Raw genomic sequence first — 23,733 nt, forward strand, 5'->3', positions numbered from 1 at the left:
GTTATTGGGGTTGAAGCGCTTTCAACAATGCATACTGTTCCGGTGATGTTCCGGAAAGCTCTCGGCCGTGCAATCGCACTCGCCGGTGTCGTCGGTTTCCTGGTGATAAATGCTCCGGCGGCGTCGTGGGGTACGCCCGCCGATCCGGTCACCGCGACGGACTCGACGACGACACTGACGCTGGCGGACCTTGGGTCTTCCTCCACCCTGGAATTCTGGGGCCTGACCAACAACGTGCCGCTGACTCTGCCGGTGCTGCACGGGCTGACCCCGACAGCTCTGAACGCGACCGTCGAACTGCCGATCAATCTGCGGTCGGGGTTGATCACCGTGACGCAAGGCGATCGCACCATCGCTCGGGTGAACCTACCGACCACCGATCAAGCCCCGATCGTCATTCCGCTCACCGGAGCGGAGCTCATCGACAACTTTCTGAGCGTGACGGTGCGTACGTACCTGGTGCCGCTGGACGGATTTTGCTTGTACCCGGAAAGCCCGCTTCGGCTCGCCAACGGAACGGTCACCTACACCGGGGCCGAGCTGCCGCCCACCACCGTGGCTCATTTCTTGCCGCCGGTGCTGCGAAAGCTGACCATCTATCTGCCGCAATCGCCGTCAACTGCCGAGTCCGACACGGCAATCCGACTGGCCACCTCCACGGCGTCGCATTACGGCAAACAGGCTCCCGAGATCGTCGTGGTCCCGCTACAGGAAGGACAGGCGGCGCCGCCGACGCCGCCGGCGCCGCTGGAACGCCAGGTCGTCGTCAAAGAGGGCCCGGATAACGGCCTTTCGCTGCAGGGCGCGACCGGTGTGCCGTGGCTTCTCGTCTCCGGGGCGCTGGGCCAAACGGACGAATCGAACACGGCCGTGCTGTTCAGCGACCTGTCGGAGCTGGCGTTTTCCTCCAGGGCCGCGGCGGAATCGCTGAAGCCCAAGGTGCAACTACCCGCAGACACCGCCACGCTGCGCGAACTGGGGCGCCCCTTCATCAACGCGACTTCCCTGCAACCGCGGGTGTCGATCGGAGTGGACCAGACCCGATTTGGCAGGTCGATCCGCGGGGTGCGCGTGCATCTGCTGGGTTCCTATACGCCGACGCCGAACAACATCGCCGGCCGGATTGCCGTCACGATCGGTCCCGAGACCATCGATCACTGGCCCACCGATGGGCAGGGCAGCATCGACCGCTGGATCGACGTGCCGGATCGGCTGCTGCAGCGCTACACCAACATCGAATTGGTGCTCGACGTCGCGAGCAACGTCGGGCATTGCGGCGACTTTTACACCGCCGGGCCGGGCAACCAGTTATTGACGTTGAACATCAACGGCGACAGCACCATTCAGAGCAGTGGCGCCGCGCCGCCGACCCCGGACGGCCTTCAGTCGGTGCCGCAGACACTGATGCCCCGCGTGCAGGTGGGCATCGCGGAGCACTCGTTGATCGACACGATGCGCGCACTCGACATCCTGGTGGGTCTGCAGCGAATGAGCGCGTTACCGATCGACACCACCGTCACCGGCGTCAAGCAAGCGGTGGATTCCTCGAATCCCGCCCTGCTGATTTCCGCCGACGGCTGGAATCAGTCCGACGTGACGCTCCCCGTGGCAGCCGGGCCCAGCGGGCCGATCACCGTCAACGCCGTCGGGTCCGGCGACAAGCCCACCAAGCTCACGCTGGACCCGATGCTGCGATTCGCCTCTCTCCAAACGGTTTTCAACCGCGGGCGCACACTGCTGATCGCGACGTCCAACGGGGCGCCCGGACAGCTTGACGAGCTGATCCGGTGGCTCAAGGGCGATGACAACAAGCACTGGCAGCGACTCAAAGGCGTTGCGGTGGTGTCTGTACCCGGACAAGAACCGGTGACCGTCGATCATCCGCCATTGCCGGCCGGCGCGGCCGCCGCGGGATCCGGAAGCCATTCGGATCTCGACTGGCTATGGTGGTTCGGCGCGGGTTGGGTCGCCGTGGCCATCGTCGGGGCAGGGGTGATCCTGTGGCGCGTCAGGCGCGAATCATGGCGGCGCCGATAGTGTTTGACTCCGCTTGCGCGCCGATAGCGATTGACTCCGCTTCGCGCCGCTGAGGGCACCCGCTAGCGCGCTTCCTCCCAGAGCTGCTCGGTCAGGTCCTGGAACGCGGCGAGGGCGAACTGGTCATCCACCCGTCGCACCGCGGACTTGCTCATCATGGCGCGCACGACCGAGCCGTCCTTGTGTGCCAGCTCGACGACCATGTTCGCGAGAGCATGGACGGTCGCCAGCAGCGATTCCGACGCCGGGGCCTGATGGAAGATCTGTTCGAACCGCAGCGACAGCGTTTCCTCCGGCTCGTAACCCATCATGTCGGCAAACGCGGTGTTGGCGAACAAAATACTGCCGTCGTCGCCGATGGCCAGCACCGGAACCGGGATCCGCTCCAGCACCACCAGTGCGGGCAGCTCCTTCAAGGTCGTCATCGGCGATTGGCTCTGTTGCCGGTTCTGGCGTCGTTCCACAGCCCGATTATGGGCTATAGCAGAGGATATGTTGGGGGCTTTCCCCGAAAGGGATTCGGCGGCGTGGTTGAAGTCGCTTGATCCGCAACCGAATTGTTCGGCTCTTTGAACGCTCACGTCGCCGGGGCGGCGGCGTCGCAGAACCCGCTGATCAGGATGTCGACGCGGGCGCCGTGGTGGTTCGGACGTAGCCGGCCGCTGCGGTCGAGGGTGACCAGCCCGTGCAGGGCCGCCCACAGCACCTCCGTCAGCGTGTCGGCATCCCGGGCGCCCGCGACCATGTCCACCGCGGTGCGCAGCTCGGCGAAGGCCGCCGTCAGCTCGGCGGGGGTTTCCGCGGCGGCGAACGGCAGCGTTGTCGCGCGGGTGAACATCGCATCGAAGAGCGCGGGGTTGTCACGAGCGAACGCGACGAAGGCGTGGGCGACCCGCGCCAGGGCGTCCCGGCCGTCGGTGGCGCCGCGGCGCGCGGTGCGCAGCGCGTCCGCGAGTTCGCCGAATCCCTCGACCGCCACCGATGCGGTGATGTCCTCCATGCCCGAGAAGTGTTTGTAGAGCACCGGCTGGCTGTATTCGATCTCGGCGGACAGCCGCCGGGTGGTGACGGCGTCCCAGCCCTCTTCCTCGGCCAGCTTGCGCGCGGTGGCGGTGATCAGCCGGCGCCGGGCGGCGCGTTCGCGTGCCCGGCGGTCTGCGATGGCCATCCACTCATGCTAGCGCCGATATAGAAGCTAGCGACGCTATTGACACGATCGGCTCATAGGGTTAGCATCGCTAACACCTGCAGACGAGGAGTGCGCATCATGATCGCCACGCTGTTCGCGGTCATCGCGGTGCTGGGTACCGCGGTGGTCTACGGCACCGACGTGTTCTGCGCGGTGGTGCAGCGGCCCGCGCTGGCCCGCGTCGACGACCGCGCCATGCTCGCGGTGATGGGCAACATCCATCGCTACGGAGACCGCCGGATGCCGGTGCCCGGGGTCCTCGGCCTGGTGGCCGCGGCGCTCAGCGCGGTATTCGCCGCGGTGTCCGGCCACTGGACGCAAGCCGGTGCCGCCGGCGCCTCCGTCGGCATGCTGCTGGTGTGGCTGTTGCTCTACCTACGAGTGAGCGCGCCGATCAACCACCAACTCATCGCCGCGGTCGATCGGCCCGAGCTGTCGACGAATGTTCGAGCGCTGCAACGTAACTGGGACAAGGTGATCACAACCAGGGCCACCCTGCAGGGCCTGGCGGTCGCCGGATTGTGCCTGGCGCTAGTGATCTGAACTCCGAAGGGATATCGAGACAATGACCATGGGCAAGAACATCGGACGGCTGTTGATGCGCGCGGCACCAGTGTTGAACAAACCGGTCGCGGCCATGGCGGCCTCGCCGCGCTTCGGCGCCGGCCTCAGGCGCAGCATCACGCTCGTCACCTACACGGGTCGACGTTCCGGGCGCACGTTTTCGATTCCGGTGGCCTACCGCCGCCGCGGCGACGATATCGAGATCGCCGCGAACATGCCCGAAGCCAAGACGTGGTGGCGCAACTTTGTCGGCGACGGCGCCCCGATGTCGCTGACGCTCGACGGCGCCGAACGGACCGGACATGCGATCGCACACAGGGACGCCAACGGGCGCGTCACCGTCCGCGTTCGCCTCGCCTAGTCGTTCTGGTAGCGGGGGAACACGCCCGTCGGGGGCGGCAGCACCGTGCCGGGAGTCAGCCGCGCGCCGAGGGCGGCAAATGTTCGCTGGTCTTGCGCCTGCCCCAGCAGATCGAGCAGCGTGCCGGCCGATTCGGGCATGACGGGCTGAACCAGCAGCGCCGCGATGCGAACCGCCTCGCAGGTGACGTACAAGACCGTGCGGAACCGCTGCTGATCGGCCTCCGACTCGCTCTTGCGCAAGACCCACGGCTGCTGCGCCGAAAAGTATCTGTTGGCCTCGCCGAGCATCAGCCAGATCGCTTCCAGCGCCAGGTGCATCGCCTGTGATTCGAAGCTGGCCCGCAGCCGCTCCAACAGGCCGTCGGCCGTCGCCAGCAGTTCGGTGTCGGCGGCGGTGAACTCACCGGGTTCGGGCAGCACGCCGCCCAGGTTCTTGGCGATCATCGACAGCGACCGCTGGGCCAGGTTGCCCAGTTCGTTGGCCAGGTCGGTGTTGATCCGGGTGATGATGGCCTCTTCGCTGAAGCTGCCGTCCTGGCCGAACGGGACCTCCCGCAACAGGAAATAACGCACCTGGTCCACGCCGAACTCCTCGATCAGGGCGACCGGGTCGACGACGTTGCCCACCGACTTGCTCATCTTCTCGCCGCGGTTGAGCAGGAAGCCGTGCGCGAAAACCCTTCGCGGCAACTCGATTCCGGCCGACATCAGAAACGCCGGCCAGTACACGGTGTGAAACCGGATGATGTCCTTGCCGATCATGTGCAGGTCGGCCGGCCAGTAGCGGCGGAACATCTCCGAGTCGGTGTCCGGGTAGCCCACCCCGGTCAGGTAGTTGGTCAGCGCGTCGACCCAGACGTACATCACGTGGTCGGGATGCTCGGGCACCTGCACGCCCCAGTCGAACGAGGTGCGCGAGATGGACAGGTCGCGCAAGCCGCCCGCCACGAAACTGACGACCTCGTTGCGGCGCACCTCGGGCGCGATGAAGTCCGGGTTCGCCTCGTAGTGGGCCAGCAGCTTGTCGGCATACGCCGAGAGCCGGAAGAAGTAGGTCTGTTCCTCGGTCCAGGTCACCGGGGCGCCGGTTTCCACCGCCACCCGGGTCCCGTCGTCGAGGAGTCTGGTTTCCGATTCGACGAAAAACCGTTCGTCGCGCACCGAGTACCAGCCCGAGTAGGTGTCCAGGTAGATGTCGCCGGCGGCGGCCATCCGGCGCCAGATCTCTTTGGACGCCTCGTGGTGGTCGGGGTCAGTGGTCCGAATGAAGCGGTCGAAGGAGATGTTCAACCGCTCCTGCAGGCGCTGGAACATATCCGAATTGCGGCGGGCCAGCTCGGCCGTGCCGATGCCCTCGGCGGCCGCCGTCTCCACCATCTTGAGGCCGTGCTCGTCGGTGCCGGTCAGAAACCGCACGTCGAACCCGTCAAGCCGCTTGAACCGGGCGATCGCGTCGGTCGCGACGTATTCGTACGCGTGCCCGATGTGCGGATCGCCGTTCGGATAGGTGATTGCGGTGGTGACGTAATACGGCCTCATCGCAGTTCACCCTATTGTGTGCGCGTGAGTTCCAAACGCCAGCCGCCCCCGGCTCCCGAGCCCTTGAGCCCGCTCGTGGATGCGCACACCCACCTCGACGCGTGCGGCGCCACCGACGCCGAGGGAGTGCGGGCCATCGTCGACCGCGCGGCGGCGGTCGGGGTCGGTGCGGTCGTCACCATCGCCGACGACCTGGAGTCGGCGGGCTGGGTCACCCGCGCCGCCGAATGGGACCGGCGGGTTTATGCCGCAGCGGCCTTGCACCCGACCCGCGCCGACGCGCTCACCGAGGCCGCCCGCGCCGAGATCGAGCGCCTGGTGGCCCACCCCCGGGTGGTGGCGGTCGGCGAGACCGGCATGGACATGTATTGGCCCGGGCGGCTGGACGGCTGTGCCGAGCCCGCCGTGCAGCGGGAGGCCTTCGCCTGGCACATCGATCTGGCGAAGCGGTGCGGCAAACCGCTGATGATCCACAATCGGGAGGCCGACGCCGAGGTGCTCGACGTGCTCGCCGCCGAGGGCGCCCCGGACGTCGTGATCTTCCACTGCTTTTCCTCGGACGCCGCCATGGCGCGGCGCTGCGTGGACGCCGGATGGCTGCTGAGTCTGTCGGGCACCGCCAGCTTCCGCAACGCGCGCGCCCTGCGCGAGGCCGTCCCGTTGATTCCGCCGGAGCAGCTGCTGGTGGAAACCGATGCCCCTTTTTTGACACCGCATCCTTACCGAGGGGCGGCCAATGAGCCGTATTGCCTTCCTTATACTGTTCGGGCGATCGCCGAACTGGTGGATCGTCGCCCCGAGGAGCTGGCTCACGTCACGACGAGTAACGCTCGACGGGTGTACGGATTGGCCGCCGATTGAGGCGACTGACCTGGCGATTCCGTTGACACGCCGTGTCGCAGCCGCGCCAGAGTTGCCCAACATTGGCCAGTTCGTTACCGTCTTGTGATCGAACGGTATGGGCCTGCGGGCCCTTAATTTATGACCTGCTGCTAAATGAGTGGTTGCTGAGGGTTGGGTAGCGCGCGTTGAGTGTATTGACAAAACTTCATCAGAATCCTTCGCCGATGTTGCGTCTCGTGGTCGGAGGGCTGCTGGTAGTCCTGGCATTCGCGGGCGGATATGCGATCTCGGTGTGCAAGACGGTGACGTTGACCGTCGACGGTGTCGCCATGCAGGTGAAGACCATGAAGTCGCGGGTCATCGACGTCGTCGAGGAGAACGGCTTCGTCATCGACGACCGTGACGATTTGTACCCCGCCGCCGATGTCGCGGTTCACGACGCCGGCAAGATCGTGCTCCGGCGCAGCCGCCCGTTGCAGATCTCGCTGGACGGCCATGACACCAAGCAGGTGTGGACCACGGCGTCCACCGTCGACGAGGCGCTGGCCCAGTTGGCGATGACCGACACCGCCCCCGCCGCGGCCAACCGCGGTAGCCGCGTCCCGCTGGCCGGGATGGCGCTGCCTGTCGTCAGCGCGAAGACGGTCCGCATCAACGACGGCGGCGCCGTGCGCACGGTACATCTGGCGGCCCCGAACGTCGCCGGTCTGCTCAGCGCCGCCGGCGCGCCGCTGCTCGAGAGCGACCAGGTGGTGCCCGCCGCGACGACGCCGATCGTCGACGGAATGGAAGTCCAGGTGACCCGCAACCGGATCCAGCAGGTCACCGAGCGGATCCCGTTGCCGCCCAACGCCCGCCGGATCGAAGATCCGGAAATGAACATGAGCCGCCAGGTGGTCGAGGACCCGGGTAGCCCCGGCACGCAGGACGTCACCTTCTCGGTGGCCACCGTCAACGGGGTCGAGACCGGCCGCCTGCCGATCGCCAACACGGTGATCACGCCCGCCCGCGAATCGGTGGTACGAGTCGGCACCAAGCCCGGCACCGAGGTGCCGCCGATCAGCGACGGCTCCATCTGGGATGCGATCGCCGGTTGTGAGGCCGGCGGAAACTGGGCGATCAACACCGGCAACGGGTATTACGGCGGTGTGCAGTTCGACCAGGGCACGTGGGAGCGCAACGGCGGGTTGCGGTTCGCCGCCCGCGCCGACCTCGCCACCCGCGAGGAGCAGATCACCGTCGCCGAGGTGACCCGAGAGCGCCAGGGTTGGGGTGCGTGGCCAGTGTGCAGCGGAAGAGCTGGTGCGCGCTGACCATCCGGCTACTCGGGCGCACGGAGATCAGGCGGCTGGCCAAAGAACTTGAGTTTCGGCCACGGAAATCGCTCGGCCAGAATTTCGTCCACGACGCCAACACGGTGCGCCGAGTGGTGTCGACCTCCGGGATCGGTCGGTCCGACCACGTCCTGGAAGTGGGCCCCGGCCTCGGTTCGTTGACGCTCGCGCTGCTGGACCGGGGCGCCCCCGTCACCGCCGTCGAAATCGATCCGGTGCTGGCCGAACGATTGCCGGACACCGTCGCCGAACACTCGCACAGCGAAATCCAGCGCCTGAGCGTGCTCAACCGCGATATCTTGACCCTTCGCCGTGACGAACTGGACGTCCAGCCGACCGCCGTGGTCGCGAACCTGCCCTACAACGTCGCGGTCCCGGCGCTGTTGCACCTGCTCGCCGAGTTCCCGTCCATTCGGGTCGTGACGGTCATGGTGCAGGCCGAGGTCGCCGAACGCCTTGCCGCCGAACCCGGCGGCAAGGAGTACGGCGTGCCCAGCGTGAAGGTTCGCTTCTTCGGCACGGTTCGCCGTTGCGGCACGGTCTCGCCGACCGTGTTCTGGCCGATTCCCCGCGTCTACTCCGGACTGGTTCGCATCGACCGGTACGCGACCTCGCCGTGGCCCACCGCCGACGCGTTCCGGCGTCAGGTGTTCGAGCTGGTGGACATCGCCTTCGCTCAGCGCCGCAAGACGTGTCGCAACGCGTTCCTGGACTGGGCCGGCTCGGGCAACGAGTCGGCGGATCGGTTGCTGGCTGCCAGCATCGATCCCGCGCGCCGCGGCGAGACGCTCTCCATCGACGACTTCGTGCGGTTGTTGCAGCGCTCCGCCGATCGCTCCCACAGCGCCGCCGCGACGAGCCCCCACACCACCTCGGCCGGCTGAACGCCGAAAGTCCGGGCGCCGCTACGTGCTCGGCCGGTCGCAGCGATAGTCTGCTGCGGTGTCCGCGTCTGACGGCAATACCGCTGCGGCTTGGGTGCCCACCGGGTCGGTCACCGTTCGGGTGCCCGGAAAAGTCAACCTCTACCTGGCGGTCGGTGACCGCCGCGAGGACGGCTATCACGAGCTGACGACGATATTCCAGGCCGTCTCGCTGCTCGACGAGGTGACCGTGCGCAATGCCGATGTGCTCTCGCTCCAGATCGTCGGCGAGGGCGCCGACAAACTGCCCACCGATGAACGCAACCTCGCCTGGCAGGCGGCGGAACTGATGGCCGAACACGTCGGCCGGGCACCGGACGTGTCGATCATGATCGACAAGTCGATACCGGTGGCCGGCGGCATGGCCGGCGGCAGCGCCGACGCGGCGGCGGTGCTGGTCGCCATGAACTCCCTGTGGGAACTCAACGTGCCTCGCCGCGACCTGCGCATGCTCGCCGCGCGGCTGGGCAGCGACGTGCCGTTCGCGCTGCACGGCGGCACCGCGTTGGGCACCGGGCGGGGTGAGGAGCTGGCGACGGTGTTGTCGCGCAACACCTTCCACTGGGTTTTGGCGTTCGCCGACAGCGAGCTGCTCACGCCGGCGGTCTTCACCGAACTGGACCGGCTCCGGGAGGCGGGGGACCCGCCGCGGCTGCCCGCGCCCGGGCCGGTGCTGGCCGCCCTGGCCGCCGGCGATGCCGAGCAGCTGGCCCCGCTGCTGGGCAACGAGATGCAGGCGGCCGCGGTCAGTCTGAATCCCGGTCTACGGCGCACGTTGCGGGCCGGCGTGGACGCCGGCGCGCTGGCGGGCATCGTCTCCGGCTCGGGCCCGACGTGTGCCTTCTTGTGCCCCTCGGCCACCGCGGCGGTCGACGTCGGCACCGAGGTGTCCGGAGCGGGGGTGTGCCGCACGGTGCGGGTCGCCAGCGGGCCGGTGGTCGGGGCGCGGGTGGTCCCCGCGCCCACCGAGGTGTGAATATTTTCCCATTTTGCGCATTAGTTTTGCGCTTCCCTAAGAGGAGCTTAAGATAATGCGCGGTGACGGGAAGCGTTGAGCAAGATCACTTAATTCCATCGTCCGCCGGGCGCGCCGGCGGGCGATTAATGCATACGGCCCGACAAGGTTTGTCGGGCCTATTTCACGCTTGCCGGGCGACCGGCCGCCGCCCTGGTGCGGCGGGCGGGGGCGCATCACCGATCCGAGACCTAACCGCCGCCCAACCGTGTTTGCGTGCTTGCGGCGAAGTATTACCCAGCGGGCGGAATATGAGACTTCGGGCGTTGGGACGAGGGCTGGAACCGAGGAGGTTTTTGTGAGCAGGTTTACCGAGAAGATGTACCGCAATGCCCGGTCCGTGACGACGGGCATGGTTACCGGTGAACCCCACGAACCAGTCCGCCACACCTGGGGCGAGGTCCACGAGCGCGCGCGTCGTATCGCGGGTGGCCTGGCCGCCGCGGGCATCGGGCCCGGCGACGCGGTCGGCGTGCTCGCCGGCTTCCCGGTGGAGATCGCGCCGACGGCGCAGGGCCTGTGGATGCGCGGCGCCAGCCTGACCATGCTGCACCAGCCCACACCGCGCACCGACCTGGCCGTGTGGGCCGAGGACACCATGAACGTCATCGGCATGATCGAGGCGAAGGCCGTCGTCGTGTCGGAGCCGTTCCTGGTGGCCATCCCGGTGCTCGAGGAGAAGGGCATCAAGGTCGTCACGGTGGCCGACCTGCTCACGGCGGAGCCGATCGACCCCGTCGAGGTCGGCGAGGACGCGCTGGCGCTGATGCAGCTGACGTCCGGCTCGACCGGTTCCCCCAAGGCGGTGCAGATCACCCACCGCAACATCTACTCCAACGCCGAGGCGATGTTCATCGGCGCCCAGTACGACGTCGACAAGGACGTCATGGTGAGCTGGCTGCCCTGCTTCCACGACATGGGCATGGTCGGCTTCCTCACCATCCCGATGTACTTCGGCGCCGAGCTGGTCAAGGTCACCCCGATGGACTTCCTGCGCGACACGCTGCTGTGGGCCAAGCTCATCGACAAGTACAAGGGCACCATGACCGCGGCGCCCAACTTCGCCTACGCGCTGCTGGCCAAGCGGCTGCGCCGGCAGGCCAAGCCCGGCGATTTCGACCTGTCGACGCTGCGCTTCGCGCTGTCCGGCGCCGAGCCCGTCGAACCCGCCGACGTCGAGGACCTGCTCGATGCCGGCAAGCCGTTCGGCCTGAATGCGTCGGCGATCCTGCCGGCCTACGGCATGGCCGAAACCACACTGGCCGTGTCGTTTTCGGAGTGCAACGCCGGTCTGGTCGTCGACGAGGTCGACGCCGACCTGCTGGCCGCCCTGCGTCGTGCCGTGCCCGCCACCAAGGGCAACACCCGCAGGCTGGCCACGCTCGGTCCGTTGCTGCAGGATCTCGAGGCGCGCATCATCGACGAGAACGGCGATGTGATGCCGCCCCGCGGGGTCGGCGTGATCGAGCTGCGCGGCGAGTCGCTGACGCCCGGCTACCTGACCATGGGCGGCTTCATCTCGGCCCAGGACGAGAACGGCTGGTATGACACCGGCGACCTCGGCTACCTGACCGAGGAGGGCCACGTGGTGGTGTGCGGCCGCGTCAAGGACGTCATCATCATGGCCGGCCGCAACATCTATCCGACCGACATCGAGCGCGCCGCCTGCCGCGTCGAGGGGGTGCGGCCCGGCTGCGCCGTCGCGGTGCGCCTGGACGCCGGCCACTCCCGCGAGACGTTCGCCGTGGCCGTGGAGTCCAACGCTTTCCAGGACCAGGCCGAGGTGCGTCGCATCGAGCACCAGGTCGCCCGCGAGGTGGTGGCGGAGGTCGACGTGCGGCCGCGCAACGTGGTGGTGCTCGGTCCCGGGACCATTCCGAAGACGCCGTCGGGCAAGTTGCGGCGATCCAACTCGGTCACCCTGGTCACCTAGGGTTTTGCGCTTACCAGGCGTGGACGCGGTTCTGCGCGGGCTCTAACCCCAGTTCGATCAGCAATTCGGTTGCGTCCGCGGCCTGTTCGCAGATCGTGGGGACTTCGGTGCGCTCGGCGGCATTGAAGTTTTCCAGCACGAACGCCGCCGGATCTTTGCGTCCCGGCGGACGGCCGATGCCGATGCGGACCCGCTGAAAGTCCTTGCTGCCCAGGGCGTTAGCCAACGAACGCAGCCCGTTGTGGCCGCCTTCGCCGCCGCCGATCTTGAGCCGGATGCGGCCAAAGTCCAAGTCGAGATCGTCGTGGATGACGATGATGTCGCCCGGCGTCACCGAGTAGAACTTCGCCAGCGGGCCGACCTGGCGGCCGGATTCGTTCATGTAGCAGCGCGGCTTGGCCACCACCACCGAGTGTCCGACGAGGCGGCCGCTGACGATTTCGGCGCCGGAACGCTTGTGCGCCTTGAACTTCGAACCCATCCGCGCCGCGAGCAGGTCGGCAACCATGAACCCGACATTGTGTCGGGTGCGGGCGTAGTTGTCTCCGGGATTGCCCAGGCCGACCACCAGCAACGGCTCGGCCATGTTGCGATCCGCCTACTCGGACTCGGCTTCGGAGGCCTCTTCTTCGCCGGCCTCTTCGGCTTCGCCCTCGGCCGGCGCGGCCTCCTCGGTGACCTCGCCCGCGCCCTCTTCGGCCAGCTCCTCGGCCGTCGGCGCGTTAACCACGTTGACCACAAGCATTTCCGGGTCGGAGATCAGGTTGACGCCCTTGGGTAGGGAGATCTGTCCGGCGGTGAACTGGGTGCCGGGCTCGGTGTCCTCGACCGACACCGTCAGCTGCTCGGGGATCGACATGGCGTCGGCCTCGACCTCGATGGTGCTGGTTTCCTGGGTCACCAGCGTGCCGGGCGCGGCGTCGCCCTCGATGACGACGCGGACTTCGACGACGACCTTCTCGCCGCGCCGCACGACCAGCAGGTCGGCGTGCTGAATGGTGCGGCGGATGGGGTGGATGTCGAGCGACTTGGTCAGCGCCAGCTGCTCCTTGCCCTCGATGTCGAGGGTCAGCACCGCGTTGGTGCCGGCGTGCCGCAGCACGGCCGCGAAGTCATGGCCGGGCAGTTCGAGGTGCTGAGGGTCGGCGCCGTGGCCGTAGAGGACGGCCGGGATCTTGCCGTCGCGGCGTGCTCGCCGGGACGCACCCTTGCCGGTCTCGGCGCGCACCGTGACCTTGAGCTGGTTGAGGGTTTTGGCAGCCATCGTGTCGCTCCTGTGTGTGCTCGGTGGTTCGGGGCACGGCCAGGTTCGCGACAGATCGTCGGTCTCCGTCGATAACGGTGCTGGCCAGCCAGCTACCCTCGCCGTGACGCCCGGTCAGGTTATCGCATGTGCACCTCAGAGGGGAAATTCGGCGCCGGGCGTGGTCTCGGCGCCCGGCGCGGAGGGCGTGGTCGGGCGCGGACGCCACGCTTGTCACTCCTGTCACTCCCGTCGCTCCTCCGGGAGATGTTGCAAGTGCCCACCTCCGAGCGACAAAGGGGCGCCGCGCGGACGGCGAGGCGCGGTTCGGACGGCGAGGCGCGGTGCGGACGGCGAGGCGCGCTGCGGACGGCGAGGCGCGGTGCCGCCGGGGTTGCGCGCCGGCCGACGCCGGGATTGCGCGCCGGGTGCGGTAAGGGTTGCGCGCCGGCCGACGCCGGGATTGCGCGCCGGGTGCGGTAAGGGTTGCGCACCGGGTGTCGCCGGGTCCGCCCGCCGGGTTGCGCGCCGGGCGGCCGCGGTTGTCGCTCGGAGGTGGGCAAAAGGCCCATCCCCTCGGCCAGGGACACCTGGGGCCAGCGTGACCCATGTGACTTCAGAGGGGGAATTGCGTCTTCGTGAGCTGCTCGGACAGCGCCCACAGCTCGGCGGCCATGGCCGCGTCCTTGGCCCGCCGGCTCCGCCCCACCGGTTGGGTGCGGCCCAGATAGCCGAATCGCGGGCCGACGAAGGTGTCGCCGGGCAAATCCTGCGACGCCGCGTACAGGGTCTGCCGCGCGCCGAAATCGGCGTCGGTGGCGACCACCCGGGTCGCGGCCGACATCAGCGCGTCACCCAACTTGCGGCCCGAGGCGCCCTGCAGGTTGGTGTGCGAGTAGCCGGGATGGACCGCGATCGCGCGCAGCGGGGATCCGGCCGCGGCCAGGCGTCGCTGTAACTCGCTGGTGAACAGCAGATTGGCGAGCTTGGACTGGCTGTAGGCCAGCCACGGCGAGTACCGGCGCGCCTGCCAGTTCAGGTCGTCGAGCCTGATGCGTCCCGGCCAGTGCGCCATCGACGACACGGTCACCACCCGGTCGCTCAGCTTGGGCAGCAGCAGGTTCGTCAGTGCGAAATGGCCCAGGTGGTTGGTGCCGATCTGGCTCTCGAAGCCGTCGACGGTCAAGGAGAACGGGGCCGCCATGATGCCGGCGTTGTTGATCAGCACGTCGGCGGTGCCCACCCCGTCGGCGAACCGGCGCACCGACGACAGGTCCTGTAGGTCGAGTTCACGCACCTCGACCTGGCCGGCCATGGTCCGGGCGGCGGTCTCGCCCTTGCGGATGTCGCGCACGGCCATGACGATCGTGGCCCCGCGGCGCGCCAGTTCGCGTGCGGTCACGGCGCCCAACCCGCTGTTGGCACCGGTGATGATGACGGTTCGTTCGGCGAACGACGGAAGGTCTGCGGCGGTCCAGTTCGTCATGGCTGAACAGTACCGACATCGAACGCCAGCGGCAGGGTCGTCGGTCCGGTGATGCCGCTGATGGCTTTCCACGGTGCCGGTCCGGTGCGGCGGGGGTTGGGCATGCGTCGGGTGATCACCCGCAGTGCCTCGGTCAATTCGAGGCGCGCGAGGTGGGCGCCGAGGCAAAAGTGCACGCCGCCACCGAAGGTGAGCATCGCCGGCGGGTCTTCACGCGTGATGTCGACGCGGTCGGGCCGGTCGTACACGCTCGCGTCGCGGTTGGCCGCGGCGGTATTGGCGAGCACCAGGGTGCCGGCGGGAATGCACACCCCGGCCAGCTCGACGTCTTCGACGGTTTCCCGGATGGTGCCGAAAACGATTGGGTAGTAACGCATCAGCTCGTGAACCGCGTTGGCGGCCAGCTCGGGATGCTGGGCGAGCAGCGCCCACTGATCGGGCTGGTCGGCCAACACCTGCACCGCCGCGGCGAGCTGGTTGCGGGTGGTGTCGGTTCCGGCACCGAGCAGCGTCGCGCACAGCATGAGCAGTTCGTCGTGGGTGAGCCGGTCTCCATCGTCTTCGCTCCGGATGAGCTCCGAAATCAGGTCGTCGGACAGCGACGCGCGCCGCCGCGCGATCAACTCCTCGAGGTAGGCGTCGAGTTGATCCCACGCGGCCAGGATCGCCGGGCCGTCTTCGGCGACGTTCCAATCGAAGATCTTCTTGATGTCATCGGTCCAGTCGCTGAACAGGTGCCAATCCTCCGGCGGCGCACCCAGCAACGCGCAGATGACCGGCGTCGGGTAGCGGCGAGCGATGTCGGCGACGACGTCGCAGTGCCCCGCCTCGGCGAGCGGGTCGACCAGGCCGTCGATGATCTGGATGACGAGGGCGCGCAGCCGCTCCGCGCCCCGCGGTGCGAAGGCCTTCGACACCAGGCGGCGCAGCCGGTGATGTGCGGCGCCGTCGAGTCCGAGGATGTTGCTGATGGCCCTGTCCCACAGCGGGCCGGAGGTAACGCCTTGCAGGCCGAGCCCGAGGCCGTGCGCGGTGACGAATCGGCTGTCGCGCAACACCGTCCGGACCAGCTCGTAACTCAACACCTCCGGTCCGTGCGGGCCGACGGCGATCGGTGACAGCTCGCGGGCGTCGTCGATGACGCGGTGCGCCGCGTCGGGATCGGTGAGGTGATCATAGGCAATGACGGGTAGGCCGGCGTCGAAAACGTTCGGGCATCCGCTGATGAGAGTGGTCATGGCAGTCGACTATCCGGCGCCGCGCTGCAAAGACCATCCGCCCTGGCGCGTAGATCTACGGCCCGGGGGTCGTAGATCCGCGCGCCGCGCGAAGGCGATCTGCGCGTATTGGCCGATGTTTTGCCTAGTCGGCGGAGGCGATGCTGACTAACATGAGCCAACATGCGGAAATACCGTCGCTAACCTGGGACGATTTGGGCGTGGTCGAGTTGCTGCCGACCGGAACGGTGACGTTGCTGCTGGCCGATGTCGAGGGCTCGACGCGGCTGTGGGAAACGCGACCCGAGGAGATGACGGCCGCGCTGGTCCAGCTGAACAAGACGGTGAACGAAGCGATCGCCTCGCACGACGGGGTGCGCCCGCTCGAACAGGGTGAGGGCGACAGCTTTGTGGCCGCCTTCGCGCGGGCGTCCGACGCGGTGGCATGTGCGCTGGAGTTGCAGCGGGCCCCGCTGGCCCCGATCCGGCTGCGCATCGGAATCCACACCGGCGAGATCCAGCTGCGCGACGACGCCAACTACGCCGGCCCGACGATCAATCGCACCGCGCGGCTGCGCGACTTGGCGCATGGTGGCCAGACCGTGTTGTCCGGGGTGACCGAATCGCTGGTCGTCGACCGCCTTCCCGAGGACGTCTGGCTGGCCGATCTGGGCAGCCATCCCTTGCGGGACCTCCCGCGTCCCGAACGGGTCGTGCAGGTGTGTCATCCGGACCTGCGCAACGAGTTCCCGCCGCTGCGCGTCCGCACAGCTGTTGTGGCGCAGAACCTTCCCGCCCAGTTGACGAGCTTTGTCGGCCGCCAAGCGCAACTGGGCGAATTGCGGGACATCGTCACCGCCAACCGGCTGGTGACGCTGACCGGAGCCGGCGGCGCGGGAAAGACCAGGCTGGCCGTCGAAAGCGCCGCACGAGTGGCCGCGGACTTCTCCGATGGGGTCTGGTACGTCGACCTCGCGCCGATCACCATCCCGGAAGTGGCGCCGGTGACCGTCGCCCGCACGCTGGGACTGCCCGATCAACCGGGCCGCTCCACCATGGATCTGCTCGTTCGGTTCTTCGGCGACAAGAAGATCTTGCTGCTGCTCGACAACTGTGAGCACCTGCTTGACGCATGCGGCGCGATGGCCATCGAATTGCTGGCGGCCTGCCCACAATTGACGATCCTGGCCACCAGCCGCGAGCCGCTGGGCTTGCCCGGGGAGCTGAGTTGGCGGGTTCCGTCGCTGTCCCTTGCCGACGAGGCCATCGAATTGTTCACCGACCGGGCGCGGCGTGCCCGTCCCGAATTCGTTGTGACAGAGGAAAACCGGGCACTGCTCGAGCAGATCTGCGAGCGTCTGGACGGCATGCCATTGGCGATCGAGCTCGCCGCCGCGCGGGTTCGGGCGCTGTCGTTGCATCAGATCGTGGACAGCCTGCATGACCGGTTCCGGTTGCTCACCGGGGGTGCGCGCACCGCGGTGCGCCGCCAGCAGACGCTGCGAGCCTCGGTGGATTGGTCGCACGCGCTACTGACAGAACCGGAGCAGGTGCTGTTTCGGCGGCTGGCCGCGTTCGCCGGCGGTTTCGACCTGGATGCTGCCCAAGCCGTCGGCGCCGACAGCGATGTCGAAAGCTACCAGCTGCTGGATCAATTGAGCTTGCTGGTCGACAAATCTCTCGTCGTCGCCGACGACACCGCCGACGGGATGCGCTACCGCTTGCTGGAGACGGTGCGCCAGTACGCCCAGGAAAAGCTCGGCGAATCCGGTGAGGCCGACGACGTTCGCACGCGCCACCGCGACTACTACACGGCCAGGGCCATTGACTTTGAGTCACATGGGTTGAGTGGCCTTGAGGCGCTGTTGAATTGGGCACAGAGCGAAATCGACAACCTGCGAGCCGCCTACAGCTGGAGCCTGGAGAAATCCGAGCCGGAGATTGCGCTGGAGCTGGTGTCCGCGGTACAGCAGGTCTGGATCCGCTGCGGGCGGTTCCGGGAAGGACTGGCGGGGTTCGACGCGCTCTTGACTGACGAAACGCGATCGCACGTCACTCCCGCGGCCTGGGTGCGCGGGGTCGCCTATCACGGTGTGTTGTGCGCGTGGGCGGGGGCCCGCGGGGATGTGGACCGTTCCCGCGAGGCGTTGGCGATCGCTCGTGAGCTCGACGTCCCGGCGTTGCTCGCCCTGGCCCTGGTCGGGCGGGGCGCGTTGGCACTCTACGAGGTCGACAAACTGGAGTCCTACGTTGACGAGGCCATCGACCTGGTTCGTGCGATCGATGATCGGTGGAGTCTGTGTCAGACTCTTGCCTATCTGGCGGTGACGAATTGCTATGCAGGTGAACCAATTCCGATGCGGGCGGCGGCGGAAGAAGGACGTGACCTTGCCGACGCGCTCGGCGACCGGTTCTTCTCCCGGAACTGTCGGACGTGGTTGGGTCTCGCGCTGTGCATGCAGGGCCATCTCACCGAGGCGCAAGAGGTCCTGCATGCGTTGGCCGAGGAAGCAGAGGCTGCCCGCGATCTCCCGATGACGGTCTTCGGTCAAGTGGGCTATGGACAGGTGCTCGCCTTCCAGGGGCGGGCGGCCACCTTGTTAACCTCGGCGCGATCCGCCTTCAATGCCGCCGAGGCGATGGGTGGACTCTACGGAGACACCATGTATGCGATGTTTGCGCATGCGGCCCTGATTACCGGCGATGGCGCGGGCGCACGGCAGGCAGCCGAAGAGGCGTGGCGGCATACGGTTCCGGCGCGCGAGCTTTACGCGAGGTGTTTCAATCCGATGGCCGAGGCCGCGCTGGCATGCGGTGACGTCGCCGCCGCCCGCCGTTGGGTCGATGACACCGTCGCGATGGTCCCGGGTTGGCACCAAATGGGTGCGCGAACGGTGCGGGCGCACATCGCGTTAGCCCAAGGCGATCTCGACCAGGCCGAGCGCGACGCACACGAAGCCCTCGTGATCGCCGCCCGCACCCAGGGATATCTGCGGGTGGCCGACGCGTTGGAATGCCTCGTCCGATTGGCTGCCGGCGTCGGCACCCATTCATACGGGGCCCGCCTGCTCGGCGCGTCCGCCGCGATCCGCGAGCGCATGGGTCATGCCCGCTTTGCGTTGTATCGGGAGGGCTACGACTCGGCGGTGGCGGCCATACGAGAAGGATTGGGGCAGAATGCCTTTGACGCCGCCTGGGCGGAAGGGGCCGCGCTGTCCACCGAAGAGGCGATCGCCTACGCGCAACGCGGGCGTGGCGAACGCAAACGCCCGAGTAGCGGCTGGGAATCTCTGACGCCCATGGAGAACGATGTGGTACGCCTGGTCCGTGAAGGCCTGGACAACAAGGAGATCGGCGCGCGGCTTTTCATCTCGCCGCGCACCGTCCAGACGCACCTCACCCACGTCTACTCGAAGCTCGGCCTGACATCCCGGGTCCAGCTGGTGCAGGAAGCGGGCCGTCGCTCCTGAATTTACTTCGCCGCGACGACGAATCCGCGGATGATCGCGTCGATGTCCGTCGACTCCGCGGCGGCCTGGTTGGCCATGCTGGTGATGGTCAGCTGCACCAGGTAGCGCTTGTGGTCCGGCGGCGGACCGGTGGGGATGACGATGCGGTTCCAGCTGTGTAGCCGCATGCCGTCGAGGTCGTAGCTGCCCTGGATCATCGACGACGGGAAGCCGCTGTACGGCGTGCCCGAGGCGTCCAGCTGCTTGAAGTTCTCGAACAGGCGCGCATCGTCGTTGCCGTGCTTGATGACTTCGGCCGGGTCGAAATCCCCGTTCAGCTGGAAGACCACCAGCCGCGCCGTCGGAAATTTACCGCCCTTGGAGATGATCAAGGTTTGCGGTGTGATGTTGGGACTGGTGAACGGCGCCCAGCCCTGCGGCGTCGGGATCGAGATCGTCAGGCCGGGAACGGATTCCGGTGCCACGGGTTGGCCGGTAACCCCGATGCTTTGCAGATACTGCGACAGGGGGACCGGCTTTGCCGTCGGGGTGGTGGTAGAGGTCGTCGGCGTCTTCGACAAGATCGATTGATAGTCAGGAGCTTTCGGGGCGCACCCGGCGGCCGACACGGCCAGTGCAACTATCGCGGCACCGGCCGCGCAGCTGCCGAACCGATTCACAGAATCTCGCGGACCGCGTCGATCGGGCGGGCCAGCCGAGTGCCCTTCGTCGTGACGACGAAGGGCCGTTCGATCAGGATCGGGTGTTCGACCATGGCGTCGAGCAATTGCTCATCGGTCGCGTCGGCGAGATTGAGCTCCTCATACAGCGATTCACGCTTGCGCACCGCCGTACGCACGTCGATGCCGGCGTCGCGGATCATCTTCACCAGCTCGGCACGCGACGGCGGGTTCTTCAGGTACTCGACGACTTCGGGCTCAAGGCCGCTGTCGCGCAACAGGTCCAGCGTCTTGCGGGAGGTGCTGCAGCGGGGGTTGTGGTAGATGACGGTGTCGGCCATTTAGGCGTCCCCGTCGAACAGCCCTGTGACCGAGCCGTTTTCGAACACGGCACGGATGGTGCTGGCCAGCAGTGGCGCGATGGACAGGACCGTCAGCTGCGGGAAACGCTTCTCCTCACCGATCGGCAAGGTGTTCGTCACGATCACCTCCCGGGCGCCGCAGCCGGCCAGCCGCTCGGCCGCCGGGTCGGAGAGCACACCGTGCGTCGCGGCGATCACCACGTCGGCCGCGCCGTCGTCGTGCAGCAGCTTGACCGCGCCGGCGATGGTGCCACCCGTGTCGATCATGTCGTCGATCAAGACGCAGGTGCGTCCCGCCACCTCACCGACGACGCGGTTGGACACCACCTGGTTGGGCACCCGCGGGTCGCGGGTCTTGTGGATGAACGCCAGCGGGACACCGCCCAGGGCGTCGGCCCATTTCTCGGCGATGCGCACCCGGCCGGAGTCGGGGGAGACGACCACCATGTTGCCGTCGGGGTAGTTGTCCCGGATGTAGCCGGTGAGCAGGTTCTGCCCGCGCATGTGATCGACGGGCCCGTCGAAGAAGCCCTGGATCTGATCGGTGTGCAGGTCGACGGTCACGATCCGGTCGGCGCCGGCGGTCTTGAGCAGGTCGGCGACCAGGCGCGCCGAGATCGGTTCGCGGCCGCGGTGCTTCTTGTCTTGGCGGGCGTAGGGGTAGAACGGCATGACGGCGGTGATCCGCTTGGCGCTGCCCCGCTTGAGCGCGTCGATCATGATGAGCTGTTCCATCAGCCAGTTGTTCACCGGCGCCGGCGCCGACTGCAACACGAAGGCGTCGCACCCGCGGACCGATTCGTGGAACCGGACGAAGATCTCGCCGTTGGCGAACTCGCGCGCGGTCTGCGCGGTGACGTGGACGTCGAGCTCCTTGGCCACCTGCTCGGCCAGCTCGGGGTGCGCCCGACCGGAGAAGAGCATCAAATTTTTGCGGTTATCGGTCCAGTCGTGGCTCACCGTGCTGCCCTTGCCGTTCGGATCCCAATGGAAGTGCCCATCGTACGAAGCGAATCGTACGGAAATGTGGCCGGGTTGCCAGCTACCGACGTCACGATGTCTGTTCGGTTTCTGCGGCGGGCGGCTGGCCGGTGGCCTTTTCGGCGGCCTCGGCCGCTTGCGCGGCGGCGCTGCCGGGGCGCTTGCGGTGCACCCAGCCCTCGATGTTGCGTTGCGGACCTGCGGAGACCGCCAGCGTTCCCGGCGGGACGTCGTTGCGCACCACGGTGCCCGCGCCGGTGTAGGCGCCGTCGCCGACCGTCACCGGAGCCACGAACATGGTGTCCGACCCGGTGCGGACGTGCGAACCGATGGTGGTCCGCCGCTTGGATTCGCCGTCGTAGTTGACGAACACGCTGGACGCGCCGATGTTGCTGTGCTCGCCGATGTCGGCGTCCCCGACATAGGTCAGGTGCGGCACTTTGGAGCCGGTGCCGATGGTGGAGTTCTTGGTCTCGACGAACGCGCCCAGCTTGCCGTCGTCGCCCAGCACGGTGCCGGGCCGCAGGTAGGTGAACGGGCCGACGGTGGCCCCGGCGCCGATGGACGACGAGGTGCCGTGGGTCCGCACCACCGAGGCGCCGTCGCCGACGCTGACGTCGGTCAGGGTGGTGTCCGGGCCAACGACGCAGTGCCCGCCGACCTGGGTGCGGCCCAGCAGCTGAGTCCCGGGGTGGATCACGGTGTCGCGGCCGATCGTCACGTCGACGTCGATCCAGGTGGTGGCCGGGTCGACGATGGTGACGCCGGCCATCTGGTGGGCGGCGACGATGCGCCGGTTGAGCTCGGCGCCCAGCTGCGCGAGCTGGACCCGGTTGTTGACGCCGGCCACCAGCGCGCTGTCGTCGACGTGGCGGGCGTGGATCGCCAGGCCGTCGCCGCGCAGGATGGCGATGACGTCGGTCAGATACAGCTCCTGCTGGGCGTTGTTGGAGCTCAACCGGTTCAGCGCCGAGCGCAACGCCGCGATGTCGAAGGCGTAGACGCCGGCGTTGACCTCGCGGATCTCGCGCTGGGATTCGGTGGCGTCGGCGTGCTCCACGATCGCCGTGACCTGGTTGTCCTGGGTGCGCAGGATGCGGCCGTAGCCGCTGGGGTCGCTCAACGTCGTGGTCAGCACCGTGGCCGCGGCCGGCGCCGCGCTATGGGCGGCGATGAGGTCGGCGAGGGTGTCGGCGTCCAGCAGCGGGGTGTCGCCCGAGGTGACGACGACCACCCCGGCGTAGTCCTCGGGCAGCGCGGACAGGCCGCACAGGACGGCGTCGCCGGTGCCCCGCGGCCGGTCCTGCAGGGCCACGTCGATGGGGCGTCCGAGGGCGTCGGCCCAGTCGGCGACGAGCGGGGCGATGCGCTCGTGATCGTGGCCCAGCACCACGGCCAGGTGCTGCGGCGCCACCTTGGCGATCGCGTGCAGGAGGTGGGACAGCATGCTGCGCCCGCCGATGGTGTGCAGCACCTTCGGGGTGTCCGACCGCATCCGGGTGCCGGGCCCGGCCGCGAGCACCACGACCGCGGTATCACCAGGAGACGACATCAACCCTCCTTTTCGGGTTCGTCCCGCGCGGGCTGCGCGCGGAAGCGCCGACACGCCGTCAAGCGTGTCACCTCATCTGCGGTGAAGGCAAAAAATCGAGCCGCGGGAGACCCGCGCTCGATTCGGAGGAAGCTCCGTCGCCAGGACTCGAACCTGAACTATCTGAACCAAAATCAGAGGTGCTGCCGATTACACCACGACGGATCGCCAAGAAGACTTTAGTCGGCTTAGTCGGATGACGATGCGGGGCGCTTGCGGCCCGAGGAGGAATCCGACAATCCGGGCCTAGTCGGATGACGATGCGGGGCGCTGGTCGCCCACCGAACCGCCCACCGCCCGATACGCTGATTGACGTGGCCGTGCTGGACCCCCAAACGCAAAAGGAACCGGACAAGGAGGTTCGGGCGCCGCGCGCGCGGATGACCGGCACCGAACGTCGCCAACAACTCATCGGCATCGCGCGTTCGCTGTTCGCCGAGCGCGGGTATGAAGGCACCTCGATCGAGGAGATCGCGCTGCGGGCCAACGTGTCCAAGCCGGTCGTCTACGAGCATTTCGGGGGCAAAGAGGGCCTCTATGCCGTCGTCGTCGACCGGGAGATGTCGGCGCTGCTGGACGGCATCACCTCGTCGCTGACCAACAACCGCTCCCGGGTGCGGGTCGAGCGGGTCGCCCTTGCCCTGCTCACCTACGTCGAAGAGCGCACCGACGGCTTCCGGATCATGATCCGCGACTCACCGGCCGCGATCAGCTCGGGCACCTACTCGAGCCTGCTCAACGACGCCGTCAACCAGGTCAGCTCCATCCTGGCCGGTGATTTCTCCCGTCGCGGCCTGGATCCGGGGCTGGCTCCTCTCTACGCCCAGGCGCTGGTGGGCTCGGTGTCGATGACCGCGCAGTGGTGGCTCGACACCCGCGAGCCCAAGAAGGAAGTGGTGGCCGCGCACCTGGTCAACCTCATGTGGAACGGGCTGATCGGGCTGGAGGCCGACCCCCGCCTGCAGGACGAGTAGACCGCGACGG

Annotated in this window: 21 protein-coding genes and 1 tRNA gene; 10 read left to right on the plus strand and 12 right to left on the minus strand. The window is 67.7% G+C overall.

The window, feature by feature from the left end; translation table 11 throughout:
* The first annotated feature begins 27 nt into the window (after nt 1-27).
* Nucleotides 28-2,037, plus strand: coding sequence for a hypothetical protein (locus OCQ_RS05105; RefSeq protein ID WP_014383951.1), 2,010 nt, complete (start codon nt 28-30; stop codon nt 2,035-2,037).
* A 62-nt stretch (nt 2,038-2,099) separates the two neighbouring features.
* Here the strand turns inward: OCQ_RS05105 and OCQ_RS05110 are convergent, their stop codons facing one another.
* Nucleotides 2,100-2,462: a PAS domain S-box protein gene (locus tag OCQ_RS05110; RefSeq protein WP_008254177.1), complete on the minus strand. Its 363-nt coding sequence runs from the start codon at nt 2,460-2,462 to the stop codon at nt 2,100-2,102.
* Nucleotides 2,463-2,614: 152 nt separating this feature from the next.
* On the minus strand, nt 2,615-3,205 hold the full coding sequence (locus OCQ_RS05115) for a TetR/AcrR family transcriptional regulator (RefSeq protein WP_014383952.1): 591 nt from the start codon (nt 3,203-3,205) through the stop codon (nt 2,615-2,617).
* Between the two features lie 90 nt (nt 3,206-3,295).
* Here OCQ_RS05115 and OCQ_RS05120 point away from each other — a divergent pair, with 90 nt between their 5' ends.
* Nucleotides 3,296-3,769: a DUF1772 domain-containing protein gene (locus tag OCQ_RS05120; RefSeq protein WP_014383953.1), complete on the plus strand. Its 474-nt coding sequence runs from the start codon at nt 3,296-3,298 to the stop codon at nt 3,767-3,769.
* Between the two features lie 22 nt (nt 3,770-3,791).
* Nucleotides 3,792-4,151: a nitroreductase/quinone reductase family protein gene (locus OCQ_RS05125; protein WP_009954286.1), complete on the plus strand. Its 360-nt coding sequence runs from the start codon at nt 3,792-3,794 to the stop codon at nt 4,149-4,151.
* Here the strand turns inward: OCQ_RS05125 and metG are convergent.
* Nucleotides 4,148-5,692, minus strand: a complete 1,545-nt coding sequence (metG, locus tag OCQ_RS05130; RefSeq protein WP_014383954.1) for a methionine--tRNA ligase — start codon at nt 5,690-5,692, stop codon at nt 4,148-4,150. The two genes, OCQ_RS05125 and metG, sit on opposite strands and share 4 nt — an antisense overlap.
* An 18-nt stretch (nt 5,693-5,710) precedes the next feature.
* Here metG and OCQ_RS05135 point away from each other — a divergent pair, with 18 nt between their 5' ends.
* From OCQ_RS05135 to OCQ_RS05155, 5 genes are all read left to right on the plus strand, one after another.
* Nucleotides 5,711-6,553 carry a TatD family hydrolase gene (locus tag OCQ_RS05135; RefSeq protein ID WP_080587983.1) on the plus strand — a complete coding sequence of 281 codons (843 nt, stop codon included), beginning with the start codon at nt 5,711-5,713 and terminating at the stop codon, nt 6,551-6,553.
* A gap of 167 nt (nt 6,554-6,720) precedes the next feature.
* Entirely contained in the window at nt 6,721-7,848 is a 1,128-nt protein-coding gene (locus tag OCQ_RS05140) for a resuscitation-promoting factor (protein ID WP_008254190.1), read from the plus strand.
* Nucleotides 7,812-8,753 (plus strand): 16S rRNA (adenine(1518)-N(6)/adenine(1519)-N(6))-dimethyltransferase RsmA, encoded by a 942-nt coding sequence (gene rsmA, locus OCQ_RS05145; RefSeq protein WP_014379327.1) that lies wholly within the window; start codon nt 7,812-7,814, stop codon nt 8,751-8,753. Before OCQ_RS05140 ends, rsmA begins: the two co-directional genes overlap by 37 nt.
* Nucleotides 8,754-8,811: 58 nt before the next feature.
* Complete coding sequence (locus OCQ_RS05150; RefSeq protein ID WP_043954503.1) at nt 8,812-9,768, plus strand: 4-(cytidine 5'-diphospho)-2-C-methyl-D-erythritol kinase; 957 nt, start codon at nt 8,812-8,814, stop codon at nt 9,766-9,768.
* Nucleotides 9,769-10,105: 337 nt separating this feature from the next.
* Complete coding sequence (locus tag OCQ_RS05155) at nt 10,106-11,740, plus strand: fatty acyl-AMP ligase (protein ID WP_008254197.1); 1,635 nt, start codon at nt 10,106-10,108, stop codon at nt 11,738-11,740.
* A 10-nt stretch (nt 11,741-11,750) separates the two neighbouring features.
* Here the strand turns inward: OCQ_RS05155 and pth are convergent, their stop codons facing one another.
* The 4 genes from pth to OCQ_RS05175 all read right to left on the minus strand — a co-directional run bounded on the left by pth (nt 11,751) and on the right by OCQ_RS05175 (nt 15,707).
* Entirely contained in the window at nt 11,751-12,326 is a 576-nt protein-coding gene (gene pth, locus OCQ_RS05160) for an aminoacyl-tRNA hydrolase (RefSeq protein ID WP_008254198.1), read from the minus strand.
* 12 nt (nt 12,327-12,338) lie between these two features.
* Nucleotides 12,339-13,004 (minus strand): 50S ribosomal protein L25/general stress protein Ctc, encoded by a 666-nt coding sequence (locus OCQ_RS05165; RefSeq protein WP_008254200.1) that lies wholly within the window; start codon nt 13,002-13,004, stop codon nt 12,339-12,341.
* A 595-nt stretch (nt 13,005-13,599) separates the two neighbouring features.
* Nucleotides 13,600-14,469: an oxidoreductase gene (locus tag OCQ_RS05170; RefSeq protein WP_014379330.1), complete on the minus strand. Its 870-nt coding sequence runs from the start codon at nt 14,467-14,469 to the stop codon at nt 13,600-13,602.
* On the minus strand, nt 14,466-15,707 hold the full coding sequence (locus tag OCQ_RS05175; RefSeq protein WP_009952965.1) for a cytochrome P450: 1,242 nt from the start codon (nt 15,705-15,707) through the stop codon (nt 14,466-14,468). Before OCQ_RS05175 ends, OCQ_RS05170 begins: the two co-directional genes overlap by 4 nt.
* Before the next feature lie 152 nt (nt 15,708-15,859).
* Between OCQ_RS05175 and OCQ_RS05180 the strand changes: the two genes are divergently transcribed.
* Entirely contained in the window at nt 15,860-19,156 is a 3,297-nt protein-coding gene (locus OCQ_RS05180; RefSeq protein WP_014383957.1) for a helix-turn-helix transcriptional regulator, read from the plus strand.
* A gap of 2 nt (nt 19,157-19,158) precedes the next feature.
* Here OCQ_RS05180 and OCQ_RS05185 read toward each other — a convergent pair whose 3' ends face one another.
* The 5 genes from OCQ_RS05185 to OCQ_RS05205 all read right to left on the minus strand — a co-directional run bounded on the left by OCQ_RS05185 (nt 19,159) and on the right by OCQ_RS05205 (nt 22,914).
* Nucleotides 19,159-19,815, minus strand: a complete 657-nt coding sequence (locus OCQ_RS05185) for an LpqN/LpqT family lipoprotein (RefSeq protein ID WP_009952967.1) — start codon at nt 19,813-19,815, stop codon at nt 19,159-19,161.
* On the minus strand, nt 19,812-20,156 hold the full coding sequence (gene arsC, locus OCQ_RS05190) for an arsenate reductase (glutaredoxin) (RefSeq protein ID WP_008254208.1): 345 nt from the start codon (nt 20,154-20,156) through the stop codon (nt 19,812-19,814). Before arsC ends, OCQ_RS05185 begins: the two co-directional genes overlap by 4 nt.
* The gene (locus tag OCQ_RS05195; RefSeq protein ID WP_008254209.1) at nt 20,157-21,137 is read right to left on the minus strand and encodes a ribose-phosphate diphosphokinase; all 981 of its coding nucleotides are present in this window, start codon (nt 21,135-21,137) and stop codon (nt 20,157-20,159) included.
* 91 nt (nt 21,138-21,228) lie between these two features.
* Nucleotides 21,229-22,710 carry a bifunctional UDP-N-acetylglucosamine diphosphorylase/glucosamine-1-phosphate N-acetyltransferase GlmU gene (glmU, locus tag OCQ_RS05200; RefSeq protein WP_008254210.1) on the minus strand — a complete coding sequence of 494 codons (1,482 nt, stop codon included), beginning with the start codon at nt 22,708-22,710 and terminating at the stop codon, nt 21,229-21,231.
* Between the two features lie 132 nt (nt 22,711-22,842).
* Nucleotides 22,843-22,914, minus strand: a tRNA-Gln gene (locus tag OCQ_RS05205).
* 215 nt (nt 22,915-23,129) lie between these two features.
* Between OCQ_RS05205 and OCQ_RS05210 the strand changes: the two genes are divergently transcribed.
* Nucleotides 23,130-23,723: a TetR/AcrR family transcriptional regulator gene (locus OCQ_RS05210; RefSeq protein WP_008254212.1), complete on the plus strand. Its 594-nt coding sequence runs from the start codon at nt 23,130-23,132 to the stop codon at nt 23,721-23,723.
* Nucleotides 23,724-23,733: the final 10 nt, after the last annotated feature.

The organism is Mycobacterium paraintracellulare (genome assembly GCF_000276825.1).
GTDB lineage: Bacteria > Actinomycetota > Actinomycetes > Mycobacteriales > Mycobacteriaceae > Mycobacterium > Mycobacterium intracellulare.